We start from the raw sequence: 22,128 nt of genomic DNA on the forward strand, positions 1-22,128 counted from the left end.
TCGAGCGGTCAGGGCAGCGGCCTGTCCTTCCAGCCGAGCCGGCCGGCGCGGCGCGCGCGGAGCGAGTCGATCGTCAGCGCCGCGAACCCGCACACCGCGAACGGGTGGGTGAGTGCGGCCGCCACGTCGGACGGGCCGGGCTCACCGCCGCGTTCGGTCGCACGGGCCAGGGTCCGGGAGACGACCGCCGCGGCGGTGCCGACCACCCCCCAGCCGCGGACCGGTCCGCGGCCGAGGAGAGCCGCCGCGGGAGGCAGCACGTAGGTCGCCGCCGCGGCGACGAGCACCGCAGCGGATCCGGCGGGCGGGCCGAACGCCGACCACAGCCAGCGCGTGTACCCGGCCCGCAGCGGCGCAGCGCCCTCGTACATCCGGCAGGACGCGACGTCGCCGGCCGCAGCCACCATCGTGCGCCGGCCGGCCCGGCGCAGTGCCCGGGCGAGGTCGAGGTCCTCGGTGGGACTGGACGCGACCGCGACGTGCCCGCCGACAGCGGCATACGCCGGCGCGTCGAACACCAGGAACTGGCCGCACGAGACCGCGGTCGACGGCCGGCGCGAGCGGTGGGACACCGCGACCGGCAGCGTCGCGAACCAGGACCAGAACAGCAGCGGCTGCACGAGCTGTTCGGCGGCGGAGCCGGCCCGCTGGAAGGGCCACGGGGTGAGCAGGTCGGCCCGCCGGTCCCGCAGCAGCGTCACCGCTGCCGCCACCGCGCCCGGCTCCAACCGCACGTCCGCGTCGACGAAGACGACCACGCCGGACGGATCGGTGGCCGCGTACGCGCGGGCGCACGCCGCGGCCTTGCCCGTCCAGCCGGGCGGCGGCGGCGCGGTCGAGCGGATCACCGTGACGTGGGGATCGTCCCCGGCCGCCAGCCGGGCCGCCTCGGCGGTGCCGTCGGCCGAGTCGTCGTCGAAGATCACCACCCGTAGCCGGCGCAGACCCCGCTGGGCCCGCAGATCCGCGACGAGATCCGGCAGGCGCCGGGCCTCGTTGCGGGCCGGAACGATCACGGTCACCGCTTCGTCGACCACACCACCCGGGACGAGCCGGGGCAGGGTGAGGCGATTGACGACGGCGACGGCAGCTCCCAGCGTCGCGGCGGCCGCCCCGGCGCGGACGACCCCGACCAGCGCCCGCATCGCCCTAGGACGCCGTCGCGTCGCCGCGTGTGCGCTGCCGCGGGGGAGCGGGGTTGCGGTTCATCCAGGCGAGGACCCCGATGATCGCGGCGACGCCTGTCGTGACGCCGGCGACGATACCCGCCCAGCCGGCGAATCCCCGGGTGTTCGGGTCGGCGTAGCGGACCTCGGCGCGCAACGTGCTCACCTCACCGGCCGGCAGCTTCCACGTGACGATCGAGTCGGATTCACGGGTGCCGTTGGTCGTGGCCACCCGCGCCGGGAACGCGATCGTGATCTGGACGTCGGTGCCCTGCACGGGCACCGACTCGAGATCGACCTTGCCGTTGACGCTCACCAGGTCTCCGGCGCGCTGCAGCGCGAGCTGGAAGGTGCCCGAGGTCTGGTCGGACATCGACCCGAGCTGTTGGACGTCGCCGAAGCTCAGATCGCTGAAGAACACCTGGCTGCCGACGTACCCGTCCTGGTCGTACTCCTGCACGCGGACCCGGTCGGCGAGCGAGTCCGGGGCCACCAGCTGCGGTCCCTTGTCGTTCTCGTCGGCGGGAATGGTCGCGGCGACGATCTGGCCGGAGACGCGGTCGTCGGCCGAGACCCCCATCGTCGCCTGCACCCGCAGGCAGCCGGCGAGCACGGGGACGAGCAGGAGCAGGAGCGCCGCCGAGAGGGTCCGTCGGCGGGAGCGGGGCGAGGTGGGCAGGCGCACAGCGCCATCGTGCCAGGAGCGCGGGGACGTGTCAGACGCGAGCCCCTGCCCCGGCGCGTCGCCGCAGCGACCACAGCAGCGGGACGCCGAGCACGCTCATGACCGCGAAGCCGTAGACGGCCGAGTACCGCAGCTCCGGGGCGCTCAGGAGCACGCCGTGGGCGAGCGCAGACCCGAGCCACGTCCACAGGAACAGCACCAGCGGCACGGTGTCGTTGCCCGGGTGTACCCGGCCGGTCCGGTCGAGCAGGTCCAGCCCCACCGCCATCAGCGTGGCGACGAGGACCCAGCCGAGATAATTGGTGAGTGGGATCTGCTCGATGCCCGGCAGGCCGCCGCCGTTGCACCAGCTCCACTGTCCGTCGGACACCATCTGCGGGTCGAGGTACAGGTCCCAGCCGACCATCCCCACCGTGGTGAGCGCGATACGGGTCACCCGCTCGCGGTTCCCGCCCGGCCACGGCATCCCGCCGCGGGCGAGCAGCGAGGCCACGTACCAGACCGGGTACATCCCCGCGGTCCAGGCGAGCGGCACCACGAGGGGCACGTCGAACAGGGCGGGACCCAGCCGGTCGGTGGCGTACGCGTAGCAGCCGTACGGGTATCCGGTGGCGGTCCCCACGACCTCGGAGGCGAAGCCGACACCCGCCGTGATCACGAAGAACCCGGCGGTCCAGGCGAGGCCGCGCCGCGCCGCAGCGTGCGCGAGCCCGGCGGCCGCGAGGAGGGTGACCACCGCGACGGTGACGACGTCGCGGGCCTGGCCGGTGGTCAGCGGATAGGCGATCTGCGCGGCGATCGCGCCGCCGGCGAGAACGGCGGGCAGGCGATTCATCGCCGCCACCGCCCCAGCACCCGGCGCAGGGGGCCACCCCCGGCGTCGGCGAGCGCGCGCTGCGCGGCATTGCGCCCGCTCGCGCCGGAGACCCCGCCCCCGGGATGGGTGGACGCGCCGGTCAGATAGAGCCCGTCGGCACCCGGCACCCGGTGCCCGGACAGCTCCGGCAGCGGCCGCCACATGAACATCTGGTCCAGCGACATCTCCACATGCATGACGTTGCCGCCGATCAGGCCCAGTTCGCGTTCGATCTCGTGCGGGGTCTGGATGTGCCGGTGCCGGACGGAACCGGCGAAGCCGGGGGCGAAGCGCTCTATCTCGGCGACGATCCGATCCGCCTCCGACTCGGCCAGTGCGGGCCACCGCCGGCCACCGGAGAGCCGGTACGGGTGCCACTGCGACCACAGGGTCACCTGGTGTTCGCCGGGCGGTGCGATCGACGGATCGATCGCCGTGAAACTCATGGCCAGCACGGCCGGCCGCGGCGGTAGTTCCCCCGCCAGTGCCGCGCCGTGCGCGAGCCGGAGCCGGGCGCGGTCCTCGACGAGCAGTTGCAGGCCCCGCACGGCGTCGGACTCGTCGGCGGGACCGCTGGGGTACCGCGGCAGCGCGTCGGTCGCCAGGCGCAGCACCATGCCGATGCCGGGGCCGACGCGGATCCGGCGCCGCCATGCGTTCAGGCGGGCGCGGTCGAATCCGCCGCGTTCGAGCAGATCGAACGTGGTCAGCACGTGGCAGCCGGCGATCACGGTGCGCGCGGTGACGGTGCGTCCCGAGTCGGTACGTACCGCCCAGCCGTCCCCGGCCCGGCGGATCTCGGCGGCGGCATCGCCGAGGGTGACGACGCCGCCGTCGACCGCGAGGCGGGCGGCCAGGGCCCGGGTCAGCGCGCCGCTTCCGCCGACGGCGCGGCCGGGCGGCAGCGTGTGCATCAGCGCGGCGAAGCCGACCATGGGGGCGGTGCCGGGTTCGGACATCGGGGGGCCGGACTGGGCACCGAACCAGGCGAGGGCGGCCTTGAGCGGCTCGTCGTCGAAGTACTCGTCGAGCAGGGCGTCGCCGGTGGTGAGGAACTGCCGGGAGAGGTCGCTGCCGCCACTGCCGGTGTCGAGGCCCCAGAAGGACGACAGCAGGTGCCGGCCGGTCGGCGGCACCGAGAACGAGCGCATCACCCGGGCGCTGCGCGGACCCCACACCGTCACGAAGCGGCGGTAGGCGTCGGCCTCGCGCGCTCCGCATGCGGCCTCGACGGATCGGCAGGTGCGGTCGAGATCACGATGGAAGACGATGCCCGGACGGTCGCTGCCCACGGGGGCGGGCGCGAACGCCCACGGGTCGCAGTCGACGTAGCGCAGGCCGTGGGCGGCGAGCTCGAGTTCCTCGACGATGCCGGTGTGCCGGATCATGACGTGGGCCGACGAGCCGCGGTCGACGGCGTGGCCCGGGAAGCGTTCCACGGTCGACACGGCGCCGCCGAGCACGGTGTCCTTCTCGAGCACCTCCACCGACCAGCCGGCACGGGCCAGATAGCACGCGCTCACCAGGGCGTTGTGCCCGGAACCCACGACGACGGCATCGATCACCCCGCCCACGCTACGGACCTTCGAGCGGAAGGTCCCGTCCCAGGACGGCGAAGGGGCGGGCGTCCCCGGTGAACCGGAACTGCCGGACGACGTCGCGGAACCCGAATCGCCGGTACAGCCGCCAGGCCCGGTTGTCCTCGCCGGCGATCTCGGGAGTGGACAGCAGGACCGTGCGCTCGGGGCGGTCGCTCAGCAACCGGCGCAGGAGCGCCTCCCCGATGCGGTGACCCTGGGCGTCCGGCCGCACGTGCAGTTCGGTCAGCTCGAAGTAGTCGCCGAGGACGGCGTCGATCGTCTCCGGGGGGTAGCCGGCGTGGCGCATCCCGGTCCGCACCTGCTGATTCCACCACTGGTGCGGCGACCCGCGATAGCCGTAGGCGATCGCGACGAGCCTCGACGGTTCGTCCGGCAGTGCCGCCGCGACAGCTTTCCATCCCGGCCGGGCGGAGTGCTCGGACCACATGGGCGCGCGGTGGTACTCGGTGCCGCGCGGGTATCGCATGGCGGCCACGTAGATGGGCAGCACCTCGGGCAGTCGCGCGCGGAACTCGGCAGCGGACAGATCGACGAGGATCGGCGCCGCGCCCCGCGGGGTCGCATCCGTACTCATGACGGGGACTGGACCGCCTTCCCTTGACGACGTGTCGGTAGGTGCAGCTATATTGAATACGTCGAACGGATGTTCGATACCGGGGATCCGGCGATGTTCGAGGGAAGCGAACATCGCCGGATCGCCGGGGCCGTGACCCGGCCGGTGCCCCGGCGGGGTGCAGGAGGTGTTCGGAGTGATGGTCACGTCACGAACCGCACAGTCGGGTGCGACCGGCCCGCGGGCCGTCGGCCGATCGGACTGCGCCGCCCGCCCGGTGTCGTCGCGCGCCGCGACATTGCTCGACCGTGCCGACGAGCTGCTCTCGGCGGCCGCCGGCACTCCGGAACCGTCCGAGCGATTCCACCTGGCCTATCTCGCCGCCCTGCGCGGTGCCGGCGCCGTGCTCGCGGGCGCCGAGTTGCGGGCGGTGCGGCCGGCGCGGCGTCCCCGCACCCGCAACGCCTGGGTGCTCATGGCCCGCGCGGAGCCGGAGTTCGCCGCCTGGGCGGACTTCTTCGCCGATCGTTCGGACACCCGCGCGGCGATCGAGGCGGGGGTCACGCGTTCCGTGCCCGCCGACGAGGCGAGCCGCTTCTACGACGAGGTGGGCCGCTTTCTCCACGAGGTGGAGGACTACCTGACGGGCGCGGACGACCCGTCGGCGTCCGGGAATTCGAGGTCGGGGGACGACCGGCGCAGCGCATGATCGGTGCAGGGGGCAGCCCGGGTCGTTCGACGGCCCGGGCCAGGGTCGTCGGTCCGTCATACGCAGGACCTTCGGAACCGTGATCGAACTCGAATCCCCAGTTGGTGGTCCCCGCCGGGATGTACTCGTATTATTGAGCCAGGCGGCCGTCAAAGTCGGCCCCCCGTCGATCTGGACCGCAGATCCGGCGGCCACCGTTTTAGTGCCGGGGGAGGTACCGTGCCACTCTCCGAGCACGAGCAGCGCATGCTCGAACAGATCGAGAGCGCGCTCTATGCTGAGGATCCCAAGTTCGCCTCTACCGTCCGGGGAAGCCGGATGGGGATGGCGTCCAGTCGGCGTCGGCTCCAGGCCGGCGCGTTGTTCGCACTGGGTTTGGCGTTGTTGATCGCGGGCGTCGCCCTCCCGGTGAAGCCGGGTGGGTTCCCGATCATCAGTCTCGTCGGATTCATCGTCATGTTCGGCGCGGGGGTCCTGCTCCTCCTCGGAGGCAAGCGCGGTCCAGGCGTCGGTGACGGTCCCCGCGGGGCAAGCCGCGGTGCCGGGGATGGTAGGTCCCGCGGCGGCCGCAAGTCCGGTGGAGGGTTCAGCAAGAGGATGGAGGACCGCTTCCGCCGGCGTTTCGAGCAGGAGTAGCGCGACAGTACTTCCACGCGAGTTCTCACGAACGGCGCGTCCCGCCACGGGACGCGCCGTTCGTCGTTCCCGGACGAGCGGCGGCCGCGGCGCCGGGCGCCCCACCGTCCCCCACGTTCGTACCCCACTTCCGCCCACTCCGGCTCCCGGGACCGGCGCGCAGCGGAGGCGACGGAGCCGACCAGCGTGTTTCCTGCGTCCGGGTTCGCTGTCCCGCGCCCGCGTCTCGGTCCGCGCGTCGCGACGCTGCCCGCGCCGTGCGTCGTCGCCCACTCCGCCCCACCCGCCGTGAACTGCGCACAGTCGAAAAACGGCGCCGCGCGCGGGCGCGTAAGCGGTTGAACGTGGGGGAAAGTGGGGTAGTGTGGGTCGCGGCGGAGGGGTTCCTCCGTCGGGTAGTAGGCAGGGTCCGGCCGGGGCGTGGCGGGGGGTGTCGAGTGTTCCTCGGTACCCACACACCCAAGCTGGACGACAAGGGGCGGCTCACGCTGCCCGCGAAGTACCGAGACGAACTGGCGGGAGGGTTGATGATCACGAAGGGTCAGGACCACAGCCTTTCCGTCTTTCCGCGCGACGAGTTCGCCGCCCTGGCCGAGCGCGCCGCCGCGGCCTCGCGGAGCAATCCGCAGGCCCGGGCGTTCCTCCGGAGTCTGGCGGCGGGAACCGACGAGCAGCGTCCCGATGCGCAGGGCCGGATCACCCTGTCCGCCGCCCACCGCAAGTACGCGGGGCTCACGAAGGACTGCGTCGTGATCGGTGCCGTCAAACACCTGGAGATCTGGGACGCGGCGGCGTGGGAGCAATACCTCGCCGAGCACGAGGAAGAGTTTTCGGAAGCGAGAGACGAGGCCCTGCACGACATTCTGTGACCGGAACCGCAGCAGCGACCGCAGTGCCACCGCGGCGAGTGCCGCGAGGCCTCTGCCCGACAGCGACCCTGACACACTTCCCCAGTGCCAGGTTCGTGAAACGGAACCCTGACGTACTTCCCCAACGCCAGGTTTCCAGTTCGGACAGAGACCTCGATGCATTCGCCGCGGTCGTATCCGGAGGCGTGACTGCGAACCCCCCGACCGAAGCCACGATCCGATCGCCCACGAACCGAGCAGGACAACCGGAGGAAGAATGGCGGAGGGTCAGGACGCGGCGGCAGTTCCGGAGGCCGGGAGTCCGGAGAGCTTCGGTCACATCCCCGTTCTGCTCGGCCGCGCCGACGAACTGCTCGGCCCCGCCATTGATGCCGCCGGCCCGGGCGCGATCTATGTGGACGCCACCCTCGGTCTCGGCGGACACTCCGAGCACTTCCTGCGGACCTATCCGGGTGTGCGCCTGATCGGGCTCGATCGCGACCCCGAGGCCCTCGCCGTCGCCCGCCGGCGGCTCGCGCCGTTCGCCGACCGCACGCAGTTCGTGCACACCCGCTACGACGGCATCGCCGACGCCCTCGCCTCGTGCGGGCTGGATCGGGTCGGCTCCGTGCATGCGATCCTGTTCGACCTCGGCGTGTCCTCGATGCAGCTCGACGAGGCCGAGCGCGGCTTCGCCTACTCCCGCGACGCACCCCTGGACATGCGCATGGACCCCACCACGGGCGTCACCGCGGCCGACGTGCTCAACACCTACAGCCACGGCGACCTCGCCCGCATACTCAGCACCTACGGGGAGGAGCGGTTCGCCGGGAAGATCGCCTCGGAGATCGTGCGGCAGCGGGCGAAGACGCCGCTGCGCACGAGCGGGGAGCTGGTGGAGTTGCTGTACCGGGCGATTCCGGCCGCGTCCCGCCGCACCGGCGGCCATCCCGCCAAGCGCACGTTCCAGGCGCTGCGGGTCGAGGTCAACGGGGAACTCGACTCGCTGCGCGCCGCGATCCCGGACGCCCTGGACGCTCTCGCCGTCGGGGGACGGGTGGTGTTCATGTCGTACCAGTCCCTCGAGGACCGCGTGGTCAAGCAGATTCTCACCCCGCTGACGAAGTCGAAGAGCCCGGAGGGGCTCCCGGTGGAACTTCCGGGTACCGGGCCCGAATTGCGGATGCTCACCCGCGGGGCGGAACGGGCGACGGAGCAGGAGATCGAGGCCAATCCGCGTTCGGCGCCCGTGCGCCTGCGTGCCGCGGAACGAATCGCCAGGAGGTAACCGATGACCGTACAGGTGGCAGCACCTGCTCGCCGTCCGGCTCGATCCACGGCTGCGCAGCGGGCGTATCAGCGGCGCAGCCGTCGCACGGCGCACCTGACCCCGGACACGGCGACTCCCGCACCGGCTCGCCGCGGCGGTAGTGTGGCGGCGCGAATTCCGTTCGTGGCCACCATCATCGGTCTCCTCGGCATCGGCATGGCCGTAACCCTGCTGCTGACCACGCGCGCCGCGGAGGACTCCTACCAGCTCAGCGCCGCACGCGACTACAACCAGCGCCTGATCCAGGAGCGCGCCGTGCTGCAGCGCGACGTCGAAACCGGCAACTCGGCGCCGGTGCTGGCGATGCAGGCTGCAAAGCTCGGCATGATCCCCACCGGCGAGGTCGCGCGCCTGGTCGTCGGCGACGACGGCGGTGTGCGCGTGGTGGGAACCCCGGCCCCCGCCGAGGGGGCACCGGCCGCGCCGCTGAACCCCCCGGCGGCCGATGACCGGACCCGGGCCCAGCTTCCGCCGCTCGCGGGTAGCGCGGGGAGCGAGAACCCGCGGCCGCTGACCCCGTCCGCCGGCACCGACCGGGCCGCCGCGCCGTCGGCCGGCGCCGCGGGTGAGGCCCCCACCGCGACGACCCCGGGCGCCGCGCCGTCCGCTGCGGCGGCGGTGCCGCCCGGGGCTGCGGCGGTACCGGCCGGGGCTACTGCGGCGGTACCGGCCGGGGAGCCCGCCTCGGCACCCCCGGACGCCACGCCGTCGCCCGGCAATGCCGGGGCCGCGCCCGGTCAGCCGGAACAATTGGTGCCCGTGACCCCTGCGACGCACGCCGAGGACGGGCGCCGGTGAGGCGAGGGACCCCACCGTCTTCCCGGCCGGTCCGCGGCCGCCCTGCTCCTTCCCGCCGGCCGGCGCCCGCCCGGCGCACCCGCCCGCGCAAGGCCTCCGGCGGAGCGGACACCACCGGGTTCCGGTTCCGCTACCGGTACGGGCGCGCAGTCATGTTCCTGGCCCTCGGGGTCGCGGCCGTGCAACTGCTGTGGGTTCAGGTCGTCCAGGCGCCGCAGCTGACCGCCGAGTCGGCCAGCCAGCGCACGACGCGGCTCGTCGAGCCCGCCACCCGCGGCACCATCGCCGACCGGAACGGCAGTCCGCTGGCCTACACGATGGAGGCGAAGGCGCTCACCTTCCAGCCCGTCCGCGTCCGGCGAGAGCTGGACGAGGCGCGCGCCGCGGACCCGACGCAGCCGGAGACCGACGCGTATCTGGAGGGTCTCGCGAAGGCGATCCACGAGGCGCTCGGAGCGGCCGCCCCCGAGGACGAGATCCTCGACAAGCTGCGCAGCGACGAGACCTTCGTCTATCTGGCGCGCGGCGTCGATCCGGCCGTGGCGACCTCGCTCGTCGACGAGTACGACAAGGTCGGTCTCGAGCGTCAGGACATCCGGCTGTATCCCGGCGGCTCGCTCGCCGCCAACCTCGTCGGCGCGACGGGCTGGGACGGGCACGGCCTCCTCGGTCTCGAAGATTCCATGGACTCCGTGCTCGCCGGCACCGACGGCTCCTCGACGTACGATCGGGGCTCCGACGGCGCGGTGATCCCCGGCAGCTGGCGCGATCAGCAACCTGCCGTCGACGGTTCCGCGGTGGAACTGACCATCGACTCCGACGTCCAGTACTACGTGCAGCAGCAGGTGCAGCGCGCCAAGGACCTGTCCGGGGCGAAGAACGCGTCCGCCGTCGTGCTCGACGCCCGGACCGGCGAGGTCGTCGCCATGGCCAACGACGGCACGTTCGACCCGTCGATCGGGATCGGCAACAACCCGAAGGACGCCGAACTCGGGAATCCCGCCGTCAGCACCCCCTTCGAGCCGGGGTCGGTGAACAAGATCGTCACCGCGGCCGCCGCGATCGAGGACGGCCTCACCACCCCCGACGAGGTGCTGCAGGTGCCCGGCACGATCCGCATGGCCGGCGTCACCGTCAAGGACGCGTGGGACCACGGCGTCGTGCCCTACACCGCCACCGGTGTGTTCGGGAAGTCCTCCAACGTGGGGACCCTGATGCTCGCGGAACGGGTCGGTGAGGACCGGTTCGCGCAGATGCTCGGCCTGTTCGGCCTCGGGCAGCGCACCGACGTGGGCCTGCCGGGCGAGTCCGCCGGCAGCGTGCCGAGCCGCGAGCAGTGGTCCGGCGGCACCTTCGCCAACCTGCCGATCGGGCAGGGCCTGTCGATGACGCTGCTCCAGATGGCAGGGATCTACCAGGCCATCGCCAACGACGGCGAGCGAATCCCGCCGCGCGTCGTCCGGGCGGTCGTCGCACCCGACGGCACCCGCACCGAGACACCCCGGCCGGACCCGGTGCGGGTGGTCAGCCCGCAGACCGCCGCCACCGTGCGCGACATGTTCCGCGCCGTGGTGCAGGACGACACCGGGAACCAGCGCGGCACCGGCACCCCGGCGGCGATCGAGGGCTACCAGGTCTCCGGCAAGACCGGCACCGCCCAGCAGGTCGACCCCGCATGCAAGTGCTACTCGAACTCGAACTACTGGATCACCTTCGCGGGGATCGCGCCCGCCGACCGCCCCCGCTACGTGATCGGCATCATGCTCGACGCGCCCACCCGCAGCGCCGACGGCAGCGGCGGGCAGTCCGCCGCACCGCTGTTCCACACGATCGCCTCGTGGTTGCTGCAGCGCGAGGGCGTGCCGCTGTCGGCGGACCCGGGCAGCAAGCTGATCCTGCAGGTGGACTGAGCCGCGCGGGTGCGGTCGATCGCCGAGCACGTGTCGGTGGCACCGCCGCCCGTCGGTAACCTGACACGTCGGTACCGTGACACCGCGGTCGAGCCCCGGTGCTCGGGAACAGCGCGGCCGCGGGAGTAGAGGAACGGCAGGAGACACTGCCGCGGAGCGAGAGGAGCCTGGTGCCTGTGCCGTCGAGTCCGGACCCGTCCCCGCCGGGAGGCGGCCTGAGACCCGAGCATCCACCGGTGACGCAGCTCCGCGACCTCGCTGCCGCCGTGGGCGCCACCGTCGGCACCGTCGCACCGGGCGCCACGACCTCCGCCGCGGGCATCCCGGTGTCCGTGACCGGCGTCGACCTGCGGGCCCAGGGTGTGCAGCCCGGCGACCTGTTCGCCGCACTCCCGGGCGCCCGCGCGCACGGCGCCGAATACGCCGCGGAGGCCCTGGAACGGGGTGCTGTCGCCGTCCTCACCGACGCCGCCGGATGCGAGCACCTCGCCGCCGTCGTCACCCGCCCCGTGCCGGTGCTGGTCCACCCCGATCCGCGGTCGGTCCTCGGCGTCGTCTCCGCCGCCATCTACGGCGACCCGTCGCAGCACATGCAGGTCGTCGGCATCACCGGCACCTCCGGCAAGACCACCAGCGCCTATCTGGTCGAGGCGGGGCTCGCCGCCGCCGGGCGGGTCACGGGCCTGGTCGGCACCATCGAGACCCGCCTCGCGGGCCGGCGGGTCCCCAGCGCGCTCACCACCCCCGAGGCCCCGCAGCTGCACGCCCTGTTCGCGGCCATGCGCGAGCAGGGCATCGACACCGTGGTGATGGAGGTCTCGAGCCACGCCCTGTCCCTGGGGCGGGTCGCCGGGGTCCGCTTCGCGGTCGGTGCCTTCACGAACCTGTCCCAGGACCACCTCGACTTCCATCGCGACCTCGACGACTACTTCGGGGCGAAGGCCCGGCTGTTCGCGGCGGACTCGCCCGTGCGGGCCCGCCGTGCCGTCGTGTGCATCGACGACGAGTGGGGCGTGCGGATGGCCGGGATCGCCCGGGCCGCCCACCCTGCGGAGCCCGAGGCGGTGCGCACCGTCGCCACCACCGGAACCGCCGACTGGACGGCGACGGCGGTCCGCACCGAGCCGTCCGGCTCCCAGGTGTTCACCCTCGCCGGGCCCGACGGCACCGCACGGCGCGTCGCGGTGCGCCTGCCCGGCCACTACAACGTCGCCAACGCCGCCCTCGCCGTCGCGGTGTGCGCGGCGGTCGGGGTCGACGTCGACGCCGCGGCCGCCGGCATCGCCGACGTCGACGTACCCGGACGGGTGGAGCGGGTCGACCGCGGGCAGGGTTTCCTCGCCGTCGTCGACTATGCGCACAAGCCGGCCGCGCTCGAGGCCGTCATCGCGACGTTGCGCGGACGGGCGGCCGGCGGCCGGCTCGCCGTCGTCGTCGGTGCGGGCGGCGACCGCGACCACGGCAAGCGTCCGCTCATGGGCGACGTCGGAGCCCGTGGGGCGGACCTGCTCGTCGTCACCGACGACAACCCCCGCACCGAGGATCCGGCGGTCATCCGCGCCGCGCTGCTCGCCGGTGCCCGCGCCGTCCCCGAACAGCAGCGGGGGGAGATCCGCGAGATCGGTGACCGGGCCGCCGCCGTCGAGGCGGCCGTGCGCTGGGCACGCCCGGGCGACATCGTCCTCGTGGCAGGCAAGGGCCACGAGACCGGCCAGGAGATCCACGGGGTCAAGCACCCCTTCGACGACCGCGAAGTGCTCGCCGCGGCCATCGACCGGTTCGCCGGCGCAGGTAGCGAGCAGTACGGAGGCACCGAATGATCCCGATGACACTCGCCCGCATCGCGGAGGTGGTCGGTGGGACACTGCACGACGTCGACGACCCGGCCGTCGAGGTGACGGGCACCGTCGAGTTCGACTCCCGCAAGGTCACCCCGCGCGGGCTGTTCCTGGCGCTGCCGGGGGCCCGCTCCGACGGGCACGACCACGCCGCCGACGCCATCGCCGCCGGCGCCGCCGCGGTGCTCGCCGCCCGACCGGTGGGTGTGCCCGCCGTCGTGGTGCCGCCGGTGCCGCCGGTCGAGACCAACTCGCTGGCCTTCGAACACGACCCCGACGGCTCGGGTGCCGCCGTCCTCGCCGCGCTGGGTGCCCTCGCCCGCGCCGTGGTCGACGAGCTCACCGCCGCCGGGCTGACCGTCGTCGGCGTCACCGGATCCGCGGGCAAGACCTCCACGAAGGACCTGCTTGCCGCGGTGCTCGCGCCGCTCGGCCCGGTCGTCGCCCCTCCCGGCTCCTTCAACAACGAGCTCGGGCATCCGTGGACGGCGCTGCGCGCCACCACCGACACCCGATTCCTGGTGCTGGAGATGTCGGCCCGCGGACCCGGGCACATCGCCGCCCTCGCCACCGTCGCGCCGCCCCGCATCGGGGTGGTGCTCAACGTCGGCACCGCCCACCTGGGGGAATTCGGTTCCCAGGAGGTCATCGCCCGGACGAAGGGGGAGCTCGTCGAGGCCCTGCCGGCCGCCGAGGAGGGCGGCGTGGCGATCCTCAACGCGGACGACCCCCTGGTCGCCGCGATGGCACCGCGCACCCGCGCCCGCGTGGTGCTCGTCGGCAGCGACCCGGCCGCGCAGGTCCGGGCCACCGACGTCCACCTCGACGAGCACGCCCGTCCCACGTTCACCCTCGTCGTGCGCGACGACGGCACCGAGCGCCGCACCACGGTCACCCTCGCGGTGCACGGCGAGCACCACATCGGCAACGCCCTGGCGGCCGCGGCCGTCGCGCTCGAGTGCGGCGCCACGCCCGAGCAGGTCGCGACCGCGCTCGGCGGTGCCGGCGCGGTGTCGGCGCACCGTATGGACGTGCGCACCCGTGCCGACGGCGTCACCGTCGTCGACGACGCGTACAACGCCAACCCGGACTCGATGCGGGCGGCGCTCAAGGCGCTGGTGACCATGGCCCGCGCCGGCGACAGCCCGCGCCGGACCTGGGCGGTGCTGGGGGAGATGGGCGAACTCGGTGACGAGTCCGTCGTCGAGCACGACGCCATCGGCCGGCTCGCGGTGCGCCTGGACGTCACCCGCATCGTCGCGGTCGGCGCGACCCGCCCGGTCCGCGGTCTCTACCAGGGTGCGGTGATGGAAGGATCCTGGGGCGACGAGGCGAGCCACGTCCCCGACGCCGCCGCCGCGATCGAGCTCCTCGAGCGCGAGCTGCGGCCCGGCGACCTGGTACTGGTCAAGGCCTCGCAGTCCGTCCGGTTGTGGACGGTGGCGGAGGCGATCCTCGCGGGAACGGCGGGTACGGCAGGAACGGAAACGGAGGCCGCACGGTGAGACAGATCCTCTTCGCCGCGGGAATCGCACTGGCGGTGTCGATCCTGCTGACGCCGGTGCTGATCAAGGCATTCTCGCGGCAGGGATTCGGTCAGGAGATCCGCGTCGAAGGACCGCAGAGCCACCAGTCCAAGCGCGGCACACCGACCATGGGCGGCGTCGCGATCCTCGCCGGCCTGTGGGCCGGATACTTCGGTGCGCACGCGATCGGCCTGGCCTACGAGGGTGCGGAGGGACCGTCGGCCTCGGGTCTGCTCGTGCTGGGCCTGACCACCGCCCTCGGCGGCGTCGGCTTCCTCGACGACTTCATCAAGATCCGCAAGCAGCGCAATCTGGGCCTGAACAAGACCGCCAAACTGGTCGGCCAGCTCGTCGCCGCGGTCGCGTTCGGCATCCTCGCCCTGCAGTTCCGCAACGGCGACGGACTCACCCCGGGCAGCACCCACCTGTCCTACGTGCGCGACATCGCCACCGTCTCGATGGGCGCGGTGGTGTTCATCCTCTTCGTGTACCTGCTCGTCAGCGCGTGGTCCAACGCGGTCAACCTCACCGACGGCCTCGACGGGCTCGCCGCCGGGTCGATGAGCCTCGTGCTCGGCGCCTACGTGATCATCACGTTCTGGCAGTACCGCAACTCGTGCGTCGCCGACCCCGGCAAGGGCTGCTACGACGTGCGGGACCCGCTCGACCTGGCGCTGCTGTGCGCCGCCGGCGCCGCCGCGTGCATCGGCTTCCTGTGGTGGAACGCCGCCCCCGCGAAGATCTTCATGGGCGACACCGGCTCGCTCGCCCTCGGCGGCATGCTCGCGGGCCTGTCCGTCACCACGCGCACCGAGCTGCTCATGGTGGTCATCGGCGCCCTGTTCGTCGCCGAGGCGGCGTCCGTCGTCATCCAGGTGGCGGTGTTCCGGTCCAGCCGGCGTCGCGTGTTCCGGATGGCGCCGTTCCATCACCACTTCGAGCTCGGCGGCTGGGCGGAGACGACGGTGATCATCCGGTTCTGGTTGCTCGCCGCCATCGCGTCGGCCATCGGCATGGCCCTGTTCTACAGCGAATACCTAGCGGCGATCGGGGACTGACACCGTGACAGACGAACTGCGCCGCCAAGACCTGGACCGGCTCCGCGGCGCCCGCGTGCTCGTCGCCGGCGGCGGGATGTCCGGTCGTGCCACCCTCGCCCCCCTCAGCGACCTCGGCGCGACGGTGACCGTCACCGACCGCGACCCGCAGGCCCTCGCGCGCTGCCGTGAGCTCGGCGCCGACACCGTCGATCTCGACGACCTCGTCGCGGACGCGTCGTCGCTGCACGAGTATGCGCTGGTCGTGACGAGCCCCGGTTTCGCGCCCGACGCGCCGCTGCTCTCGCACGCCGCCGGCGCCGCCGTGCCGATCTGGGGCGACATCGAGCTGTCCTGGCGCATCGACCGCGCCGAGATCTACGGCCCGCCGCGGCGCTGGCTCGTCGTCACCGGCACCAACGGCAAGACCACGACGACGACGATGCTGCAGTCGATCCTCGAGGCCGCCGGGCTCGCGTCCGTGGCGTGCGGCAACATCGGCCTGCCGGTCCTCGACGCGCTGCGCCGCGCGGACCCCCGCGCCGACGTCCTCGCCGTGGAACTGTCGTCGTTCCAGCTGCACTGGGCGCCGTCCGTGCGGCCCGAGGCCGGCGTGATCCTCAACATCGCCGAGGACCACCTGGACTGGCACGGCGGGATGGCGGGCTACATCGACGCCAAGGCACGGGCGCTGTCCGGCACCGTGGGGGTGCTCGGCCTCGACGATCCGATCGCCGGGGGCCTGCGCGACCGGTCCCGTGCCGTCGTCACCGTCGGCTTCACGCTCGGCTACCCGCAGCCCGGTGAGCTCGGCATCAGTGGCGACGTTCTGGTCGACCGGGCCTTCGCCGACTCGGCGGTGCTCGCCTCGGTCGTCGACGTGACCCCTGCCGGGCCGGCCGGCCTGTCGGATGCGCTCGCCGCCGCCGCGCTGGCCCGCGCGATCGACGTCCCCGCCTCCGCGGTGCACGACGGTCTGCGCCGGCACCGGGTCGGTCCGCACCGCGCCGCCCCGGTCGGCACCGTCGGCGGCGTGGAGTACGTCGACGATTCGAAGGCCACCAATCCGCACGCGGCCCGCACGTCGCTGCTCGCCCACGACCGGGTGGTGTGGGTGGCCGGGGGCCTGCTCAAGGGCGCCCACGTCGACGACCTGGTGGCGGAGGTCGCACCCCGCCTCGCCGGGGTGGTGCTGCTCGGCCGCGACGCCGACCGCATCGCCGACGCGCTGGCGCGACACGCCCCCGAGGTCCCCATGGTCCTCCTCGACACGCGCGACGATGGGCAGATGAGCACGAGCGAACCGAGGACGGCCCCGGCTGCGGCGCGCCGGGTGGCGCTGCCGGGGGCGGACGGACCTGCGGCCATGCGGGTCGCGGTGCGTGAGGCGGCGTCGCTGGCGACGGCGGGCGACACCGTGCTGCTGGCGCCGGCCGCCGCGTCGCTGGACATGTTCGCCGACTACGCGCAGCGTGGTCGCGCGTTCGCCGCCGCGGTCGAGGAGCTGCGCGGGGGCGGGACGGGGCAGTGAACGCCCCGCAGCCCGCCGACGGGACGGCGCGGAACCGGGTCGGGCTGTGGCTGGCCCGGCCGCTGGCCTCGTTCCACCTGATCGTCACGATCGCGGTGCTGCTCACCGTGCTGGGCCTGGTGATGGTCCTGTCGTCGTCGAGCGTCGAGGCCGTCGCCACCAACGGCTCGGCCTACGGCCTGTTCACCTCGCAGGCGATCTTCGCCGCTCTCGGCCTGGTCATCTTCTATTTCGCCCTGATCGTTCCGGTGCGGGTGCTGCGCCGGTTCTCGTTCCCGGCGTTCGCGGTCACCGTCGTGCTGCTGGTGCTGGTGCTCATCCCCGGCATCGGCACGCTGTCCCAGGGCACCCGGGGGTGGTTCGTCATCGCCGGCGTGTCGCTGCAGCCGTCGGAGCTGGCCAAGATCGCCATCGCCGTGTGGGGCGCGCACCTGCTGGCGTCGCGCCGCGGCGACCGCTCCAGCGCCCGCGAGATGATGGTTCCGCTGGTCCCGGCGACCCTGGTGGTGACCCTGCTGATCATCCTCCAGCCCGACCTGGGCACCACCGTCTCGCTCGCCATCATCGTCCTCGCGCTGCTCTGGTTCGCGGGTCTGCGGCTGCGGGTGTTCCTGACGATCGTCGGTACCGCCGCCGGCCTGGCGGTGCTCCTCGCGCTGACCGCCGGGTACCGGTCCGCGCGGGTGCGGGCCTTCTTCAACCCCGGCGCGGACCCGCAAGGCATCGGCTATCAGGCCCGTCAGGCGAAGTTCTCCCTGGCCGACGGCGGGTTCTGGGGCCGTGGGCTCGGGCAGAGCCGCGCCAAGTGGAGCTACCTGCCCAACGCACACAACGACTTCATCTTCGCCATCATCGGCGAGGAGCTCGGCTTCCTCGGCGGCCTGGCGGTGATCGGCCTGTTCGGTCTGTTCGCCTACGCCGGCCTGCGGATCTCGCTGCGATCGGTGGATCCGTTCCTGCGGCTGCTCACCGCCACCGCCACCACCTGGATCATCGGGCAGGCCTTCATCAACATCGGCTATGTCGTCGGGTTGCTGCCCGTCACCGGCCTGCAGCTTCCGCTCGTCTCGGCCGGCGGCACCTCCACCGCGACGACGCTGCTGATGTTCGGCCTGATCGCCAACGCGGCGCGGCACGAACCCGAGGCCGTCGCCGCCCTGCACGCCGGGCAGGACGGCCGCTTCGGGCGGCTGCTGCGGCTGCCCAAGCCGGAGCAGTACACGCCGTCGCGCGGTGAACCCGTGCGGCTCGACGCCTCCCGGCGTGCCGACCCCGGCCGGATCGAGGCACGCCGGGCCGGCACCGCCGACCGGGGCGGCGGCACGGCGACCCGGGAGCGGCAGACCCCACGGGGCCGCACGCCGCAGGAACGCGCCCGCGGTCAGGGCCGCGCGGCGCAGCCCGCCGCCCCGCGGGACCAACCCCCACGGCAGCCGCGGCGCCGCGCGGGCACCACGACGAACAGCAGAGACGGACGAACCGGAGAGCGAGGAAACCGTAGGTGAGCGGCGAGCAGTCTGCCCTGTCCGTGGTGGTGGCCGGGGGTGGCACCGCCGGGCACATCGAGCCGGCCCTCGCGGTCGCCGACGCGATCCGCCGGCTGGTGCCGACGGCGACGATCACCGCGCTGGGCACCGAGCGGGGGCTCGAGACCACCCTCGTGCCGCAGCGCGGGTATCCACTCGAGCTGATCCCGCCGGTGCCGCTGCCCCGCAAGCTCACCGCCGACCTGGCCAAGCTGCCGGCGCGGGTCCTCGCCTCGGTCCGCCGGACCCGCGAGGTGCTCGACCACACCCACGCCGACGTCGTCGTCGGATTCGGGGGCTACGTGGCGCTGCCCGCCTACCTGGCCGCCGGTGCCGGACCGCTGCGCCGCCGGCGCCGCATCCCCGTCGTCGTGCACGAGGCCAATGCCCGCGCCGGCATCGCCAACAAGATCGGGGCCCTGCGCGCCGAGCGTGTCCTGGCCGCCGTCCCGGGTTCGGGGATCGTGCGCCGCGGCGACGCCGAAATCGTCGGCATCCCGGTCCGGTCGTCGATCACCGGGCTGGACCGGGCGGCGCTGCGGGCGCAGGCGCGGGCGCACTTCGGGCTCCCCCCGGAGGGGCCGGTGCTGCTGGTGTTCGGTGGCTCGCAGGGCGCCCGTTCGCTCAACGAGGCCGTCTCGGGAGCCGCCGGTCCGCTCGCCGCGGCGGGCATCGCCGTGCTGCACGCCCACGGCCCGAAGAACACCCTCGACGTGCCCGCACGTCCCGAGCACGACCGGTATCCCTACGTCGCCGTGCCCTACCTGACCCGGATGGACCTGGCGTACTCCGCCGCCGACGCGGTGATCTGCCGCTCCGGGGCGATGACCGTCGCCGAGGTGTCCGCGGTCGGCCTGCCGGCGGTGTACGTGCCGCTGCCGCACGGCAACGGGGAGCAGGAACTCAATGCCCGGCCGGTGGTGGCGGCGGGAGGTGGAATGATCGTGGCGGACGAGGAACTGACGCCGGCGTTCGTGGCCGATGCGGTGATCCCCCTGCTGCGCGACGCAGCCCGCCTGACCGAGATGGGACGGCGTGCGGCAGGGGCGGGCCACCGCAGCGCCGCCGCCGAGGTGGCGCGGATCGTGCTGGACGTCGCAGGCGTGGAAGCGAACAGGAGTGATCGATGAGCGAGCAGCTGCCCCCGCAGCTCGAGCGGGTGCACATGGTGGGTATCGGCGGGGCCGGGATGTCCGGCATCGCCCGGATCCTGCTCGCTCGCGGCGGGAAGGTCTCCGGATCGGACGCCAAGGAGAGCCGCGGCGTGCTGGCGTTGCGCGCGCGGGGGGCCTCGGTGCGCATCGGACACGACGCGAGCGCGCTGGATCTGCTCGAGGGCGGCCCCACCGCCGTGGTGACGACCCACGCCGCGATCCCCCAGGACAACCCCGAGCTGGTCGCCGCCCGGGAACGCGGCGTTCCCGTCCTGCTGCGCCCGGCGGTGCTGGCGGCCCTGATGCGCGGGCACCGCACCTTCCTGGTCGCCGGCACGCACGGCAAGACATCGACGACGTCGATGCTGGTGGTGACGCTGCAGCACTGCGGCTTCGACCCGTCCTTCGCGGTGGGCGGCGAGCTCAACGAGTCCGGCACCAACGCGCACCACGGCAGCGGCGACGTGTTCGTCGCCGAGGCCGACGAGAGCGACGGCTCGCTGCTGCAGTACGACCCCGACGTGGTGATCGTGACCAACATCGAGGCGGACCACCTCGACTTCTTCGGCACGGAAGAGGCATACGTGCGGGTGTTCGACGAGTTCGTCGACCGCATCGCCCCCGGCGGGCTGCTCGTGGCGTGCCTCGACGACCCCGGCTCGGCCGCCCTGGCGCGGCGGGCGACGGCCCGTCGCGCCGACGACCTGCGGATCACCGGATACGGCACGGCGGCAGTGGTGGGCGACCGCGCCGAGGTGGACGGCGTGCCGGTCGGCGTGCGGCTGCTCAACTGGGAGGCCAAGGACGTCGGGGGAGTCGCCGAGTTCCACCTCGCCGACGAGGCGGCGCCGCGCACGGTGCGGTTGTCCGTCCCCGGCCGGCACATGGCCCTCAACGCGCTCGCCGCACTGCTCGCCTCCCTCGAGGCGGGCGCCCAGGTCGAGGAGGCCGTCGAGGGCCTGGCCGGCTTCGGGGGCGTGCACCGGCGATTCCAGTACAGCGGCCGCGAGCACGGCGTGCGGGTGTTCGACGACTACGCCCACCATCCCACCGAGGTCCGCGCCGTCCTCGCCGCGGCCGCGGAACTGGTCGCCGGCGAACCGGTCCGCTACACCGAGACCGGCACCGAACGACCCCGCGTGATCGTCGTCTTCCAGCCGCACCTGTACTCGCGCACCGAGACCTTCGCCACCGAGTTCGGTGCGGCCCTCGACCTCGCCGACGAGGTCGTGGTGCTGGACGTCTACGGTGCGCGGGAGGAGCCCCGGCCGGGCGTGAGCGGAGCCCTCGTCGCGCGATCGGTGTCCAAGCCCGTGCACTACCAGCCGGATCTGTCCCTCGTGCCGCGGCAGGTCGCGCGGCTGAGCCGTCCCGGCGACGTCGTGATCACCATGGGCGCCGGCGACGTGACCATGCTCGGGCGCCAGATCCTCGATGCATTGCGCAGCAAGCCGGGCCGGCTGCGGCCGGGGGCTCCTGCCGGACCGGGGCCGGTCGGGTCGTGACGCCCGCCTCCGCCACCCGCACCCGGCCCCGCCGGGCGGCGCGGCCCGCGCGACGGCCGTCGGGCCGGTCCGTGCGGATGCGGACCGTGCTGATCGGCGCGGCGGTGGTGGCGGCCGTGCTCGGACTGATCGCGGCCGCCTGGCTGTCGCCGCTGCTGTCGGTGCGCAACGTGGAGGTCGTCGGCGCGACGGCGATCCCGCAGGACGAGGTGCTGGCCCGCCTCGAGCTGGCGGAGGGCACGCCGCTGCTGCAGGTCGACACCGCGGCGGCGGCGCAGCGGGTCGCCACGTTGCCGCGGGCCGCGTCGGTGCGGGTACAGCGCGTGTACCCGTCCACCGTGCGGGTCACGGTGACCGAGCGGGAGGCGGTGTTCTTCGTCGACGCGCCGGACGGCACCCACTCGCTCGACGCGGGCGGGGTGGACTTCGCGGTCGAGCCGCCGCCCATGCTGACCCCGCGCCTCGTCACCCCCGGCCCCGGTCCCGGCGATCCGGCGACGGCCGCGGCGATCGAGGTGCTCGAGGCGCTGCCGCCCGAGCTGCGCGTCCAGGTGGGCGAGGTGGCCGCTCCGTCGGCGTCGGAGGTCTCGCTCACGCTGCACGACGGCCGGATCGTGGTGTGGGGAGGGGTGGAGCGCTCGGAGCGCAAGGCTCAGGTGGTGCTGCCGCTGCTCACCCAGCCCGGCCGGACCTACGACGTGGCGGGCCCCGACCTGCCGACGGTGCGATGACGGCGCGGACGGCGATCGAGGCACGGCGACGAAAATCGTGACCGCCGTCGGCGCGCCTGCTGGCGGATCGCCGCCACCGTGCCATAGCGTTTCGCAGCAGTCGAGATACTTGACATAACCATCGACCTGTGGTTGAGGGTTTGTCCGTACCTCACCCGATGATGATCGAAGCGTGACCGATTTCTCAG

At 73.5% G+C, this 22,128-nt stretch carries 19 protein-coding genes; 14 read left to right on the forward strand and 5 right to left on the reverse strand.

Going from position 1 to position 22,128, the window contains the following annotated elements; genetic code table 11:
- Positions 1–8 precede the first annotated feature (8 nt).
- Genes A4U64_RS09315 through A4U64_RS09335 form a run of 5 tightly spaced genes read right to left on the reverse strand, consistent with a single transcriptional unit; the run spans position 9 to position 4,882 of the window.
- The gene (locus tag A4U64_RS09315) at positions 9–1,145 is read right to left on the reverse strand and encodes a glycosyltransferase family 2 protein (RefSeq protein WP_029544195.1); all 1,137 of its coding nucleotides are present in this window, start codon (positions 1,143–1,145) and stop codon (positions 9–11) included.
- Positions 1,146–1,149: 4 nt separating this feature from the next.
- Positions 1,150–1,851: an LppM family (lipo)protein gene (locus tag A4U64_RS09320; protein WP_006933384.1), complete on the reverse strand. Its 702-nt coding sequence runs from the start codon at positions 1,849–1,851 to the stop codon at positions 1,150–1,152.
- A 31-nt stretch (positions 1,852–1,882) separates the two neighbouring features.
- A complete protein-coding gene (locus tag A4U64_RS09325) occupies positions 1,883–2,686 on the reverse strand; it encodes a carotenoid biosynthesis protein (RefSeq protein WP_006933385.1) in 804 nt (267 codons plus the stop codon).
- Positions 2,683–4,272 carry a phytoene desaturase family protein gene (locus tag A4U64_RS09330; RefSeq protein WP_065923448.1) on the reverse strand — a complete coding sequence of 530 codons (1,590 nt, stop codon included), beginning with the start codon at positions 4,270–4,272 and terminating at the stop codon, positions 2,683–2,685. Before A4U64_RS09330 ends, A4U64_RS09325 begins: the two co-directional genes overlap by 4 nt.
- A gap of 10 nt (positions 4,273–4,282) precedes the next feature.
- A complete protein-coding gene (locus A4U64_RS09335) occupies positions 4,283–4,882 on the reverse strand; it encodes a GNAT family N-acetyltransferase (protein ID WP_029544191.1) in 600 nt (199 codons plus the stop codon).
- 178 nt (positions 4,883–5,060) lie between these two features.
- On the opposite strand from A4U64_RS09335, the gene A4U64_RS09340 reads away from it, so the two are divergent.
- The 14 genes from A4U64_RS09340 to A4U64_RS09405 all read left to right on the forward strand — a co-directional run bounded on the left by A4U64_RS09340 (position 5,061) and on the right by A4U64_RS09405 (position 21,940).
- On the forward strand, positions 5,061–5,570 hold the full coding sequence (locus A4U64_RS09340) for an SAV_6107 family HEPN domain-containing protein (RefSeq protein ID WP_029544189.1): 510 nt from the start codon (positions 5,061–5,063) through the stop codon (positions 5,568–5,570).
- A gap of 219 nt (positions 5,571–5,789) precedes the next feature.
- Complete coding sequence (locus A4U64_RS09345) at positions 5,790–6,206, forward strand: DUF3040 domain-containing protein (RefSeq protein WP_006933389.1); 417 nt, start codon at positions 5,790–5,792, stop codon at positions 6,204–6,206.
- Between the two features lie 437 nt (positions 6,207–6,643).
- Entirely contained in the window at positions 6,644–7,075 is a 432-nt protein-coding gene (mraZ, locus tag A4U64_RS09350) for a division/cell wall cluster transcriptional repressor MraZ (protein ID WP_010594381.1), read from the forward strand.
- A gap of 256 nt (positions 7,076–7,331) precedes the next feature.
- Positions 7,332–8,342: a 16S rRNA (cytosine(1402)-N(4))-methyltransferase RsmH gene (rsmH, locus tag A4U64_RS09355; RefSeq protein WP_006933391.1), complete on the forward strand. Its 1,011-nt coding sequence runs from the start codon at positions 7,332–7,334 to the stop codon at positions 8,340–8,342.
- 165 nt (positions 8,343–8,507) lie between these two features.
- Positions 8,508–9,182 carry a hypothetical protein gene (locus tag A4U64_RS09360; RefSeq protein WP_232334181.1) on the forward strand — a complete coding sequence of 225 codons (675 nt, stop codon included), beginning with the start codon at positions 8,508–8,510 and terminating at the stop codon, positions 9,180–9,182.
- Complete coding sequence (locus A4U64_RS09365) at positions 9,179–11,092, forward strand: peptidoglycan D,D-transpeptidase FtsI family protein (RefSeq protein WP_065922493.1); 1,914 nt, start codon at positions 9,179–9,181, stop codon at positions 11,090–11,092. Before A4U64_RS09360 ends, A4U64_RS09365 begins: the two co-directional genes overlap by 4 nt.
- Before the next feature lie 176 nt (positions 11,093–11,268).
- Entirely contained in the window at positions 11,269–12,912 is a 1,644-nt protein-coding gene (locus tag A4U64_RS09370; protein WP_196813359.1) for a UDP-N-acetylmuramoyl-L-alanyl-D-glutamate--2,6-diaminopimelate ligase, read from the forward strand.
- On the forward strand, positions 12,909–14,435 hold the full coding sequence (locus A4U64_RS09375) for a UDP-N-acetylmuramoyl-tripeptide--D-alanyl-D-alanine ligase (protein ID WP_065922494.1): 1,527 nt from the start codon (positions 12,909–12,911) through the stop codon (positions 14,433–14,435). Before A4U64_RS09370 ends, A4U64_RS09375 begins: the two co-directional genes overlap by 4 nt.
- Positions 14,432–15,514, forward strand: coding sequence for a phospho-N-acetylmuramoyl-pentapeptide-transferase (gene mraY, locus A4U64_RS09380; protein WP_003934158.1), 1,083 nt, complete (start codon positions 14,432–14,434; stop codon positions 15,512–15,514). Before A4U64_RS09375 ends, mraY begins: the two co-directional genes overlap by 4 nt.
- Positions 15,515–15,590: 76 nt before the next feature.
- Positions 15,591–17,024 carry a UDP-N-acetylmuramoyl-L-alanine--D-glutamate ligase gene (murD, locus tag A4U64_RS09385; protein ID WP_231386024.1) on the forward strand — a complete coding sequence of 478 codons (1,434 nt, stop codon included), beginning with the start codon at positions 15,591–15,593 and terminating at the stop codon, positions 17,022–17,024.
- Positions 17,021–18,529 (forward strand): putative lipid II flippase FtsW, encoded by a 1,509-nt coding sequence (ftsW, locus tag A4U64_RS09390; protein ID WP_006933403.1) that lies wholly within the window; start codon positions 17,021–17,023, stop codon positions 18,527–18,529. The genes murD and ftsW overlap by 4 nt, the downstream gene beginning before the upstream one ends.
- Entirely contained in the window at positions 18,526–19,680 is a 1,155-nt protein-coding gene (murG, locus tag A4U64_RS09395; protein ID WP_006933407.1) for an undecaprenyldiphospho-muramoylpentapeptide beta-N-acetylglucosaminyltransferase, read from the forward strand. Before ftsW ends, murG begins: the two co-directional genes overlap by 4 nt.
- Positions 19,677–21,209 carry a UDP-N-acetylmuramate--L-alanine ligase gene (gene murC / locus A4U64_RS09400; RefSeq protein WP_029544177.1) on the forward strand — a complete coding sequence of 511 codons (1,533 nt, stop codon included), beginning with the start codon at positions 19,677–19,679 and terminating at the stop codon, positions 21,207–21,209. Before murG ends, murC begins: the two co-directional genes overlap by 4 nt.
- Positions 21,206–21,940 (forward strand): cell division protein FtsQ/DivIB, encoded by a 735-nt coding sequence (locus tag A4U64_RS09405; protein ID WP_084648618.1) that lies wholly within the window; start codon positions 21,206–21,208, stop codon positions 21,938–21,940. The genes murC and A4U64_RS09405 overlap by 4 nt, the downstream gene beginning before the upstream one ends.
- Positions 21,941–22,128 lie beyond the last annotated feature (188 nt).

It is taken from the genome of Rhodococcus sp. WB1 (genome assembly GCF_001700945.1).
GTDB lineage: Bacteria > Actinomycetota > Actinomycetes > Mycobacteriales > Mycobacteriaceae > Rhodococcus > Rhodococcus aetherivorans.

Coding starts and splice junctions, on each gene's coding strand:
- A4U64_RS09335 (WP_029544191.1), bottom strand. CDS start 4,882: ATGAGTACGGATGCGACCCCGCGGGGCGCGGCGCCGATCCTCGTCGAT.
- murD (WP_231386024.1), top strand. CDS start 15,591: ATGTCCGGTCGTGCCACCCTCGCCCCCCTCAGCGACCTCGGCGCGACG.
- A4U64_RS09325 (WP_006933385.1), bottom strand. CDS start 2,686: ATGAATCGCCTGCCCGCCGTTCTCGCCGGCGGCGCGATCGCCGCGCAG.
- A4U64_RS09315 (WP_029544195.1), bottom strand. CDS start 1,145: ATGCGGGCGCTGGTCGGGGTCGTCCGCGCCGGGGCGGCCGCCGCGACG.
- A4U64_RS09375 (WP_065922494.1), top strand. CDS start 12,909: ATGATCCCGATGACACTCGCCCGCATCGCGGAGGTGGTCGGTGGGACA.
- A4U64_RS09340 (WP_029544189.1), top strand. CDS start 5,061: ATGGTCACGTCACGAACCGCACAGTCGGGTGCGACCGGCCCGCGGGCC.
- murC (WP_029544177.1), top strand. CDS start 19,677: ATGAGCGAGCAGCTGCCCCCGCAGCTCGAGCGGGTGCACATGGTGGGT.
- rsmH (WP_006933391.1), top strand. CDS start 7,332: ATGGCGGAGGGTCAGGACGCGGCGGCAGTTCCGGAGGCCGGGAGTCCG.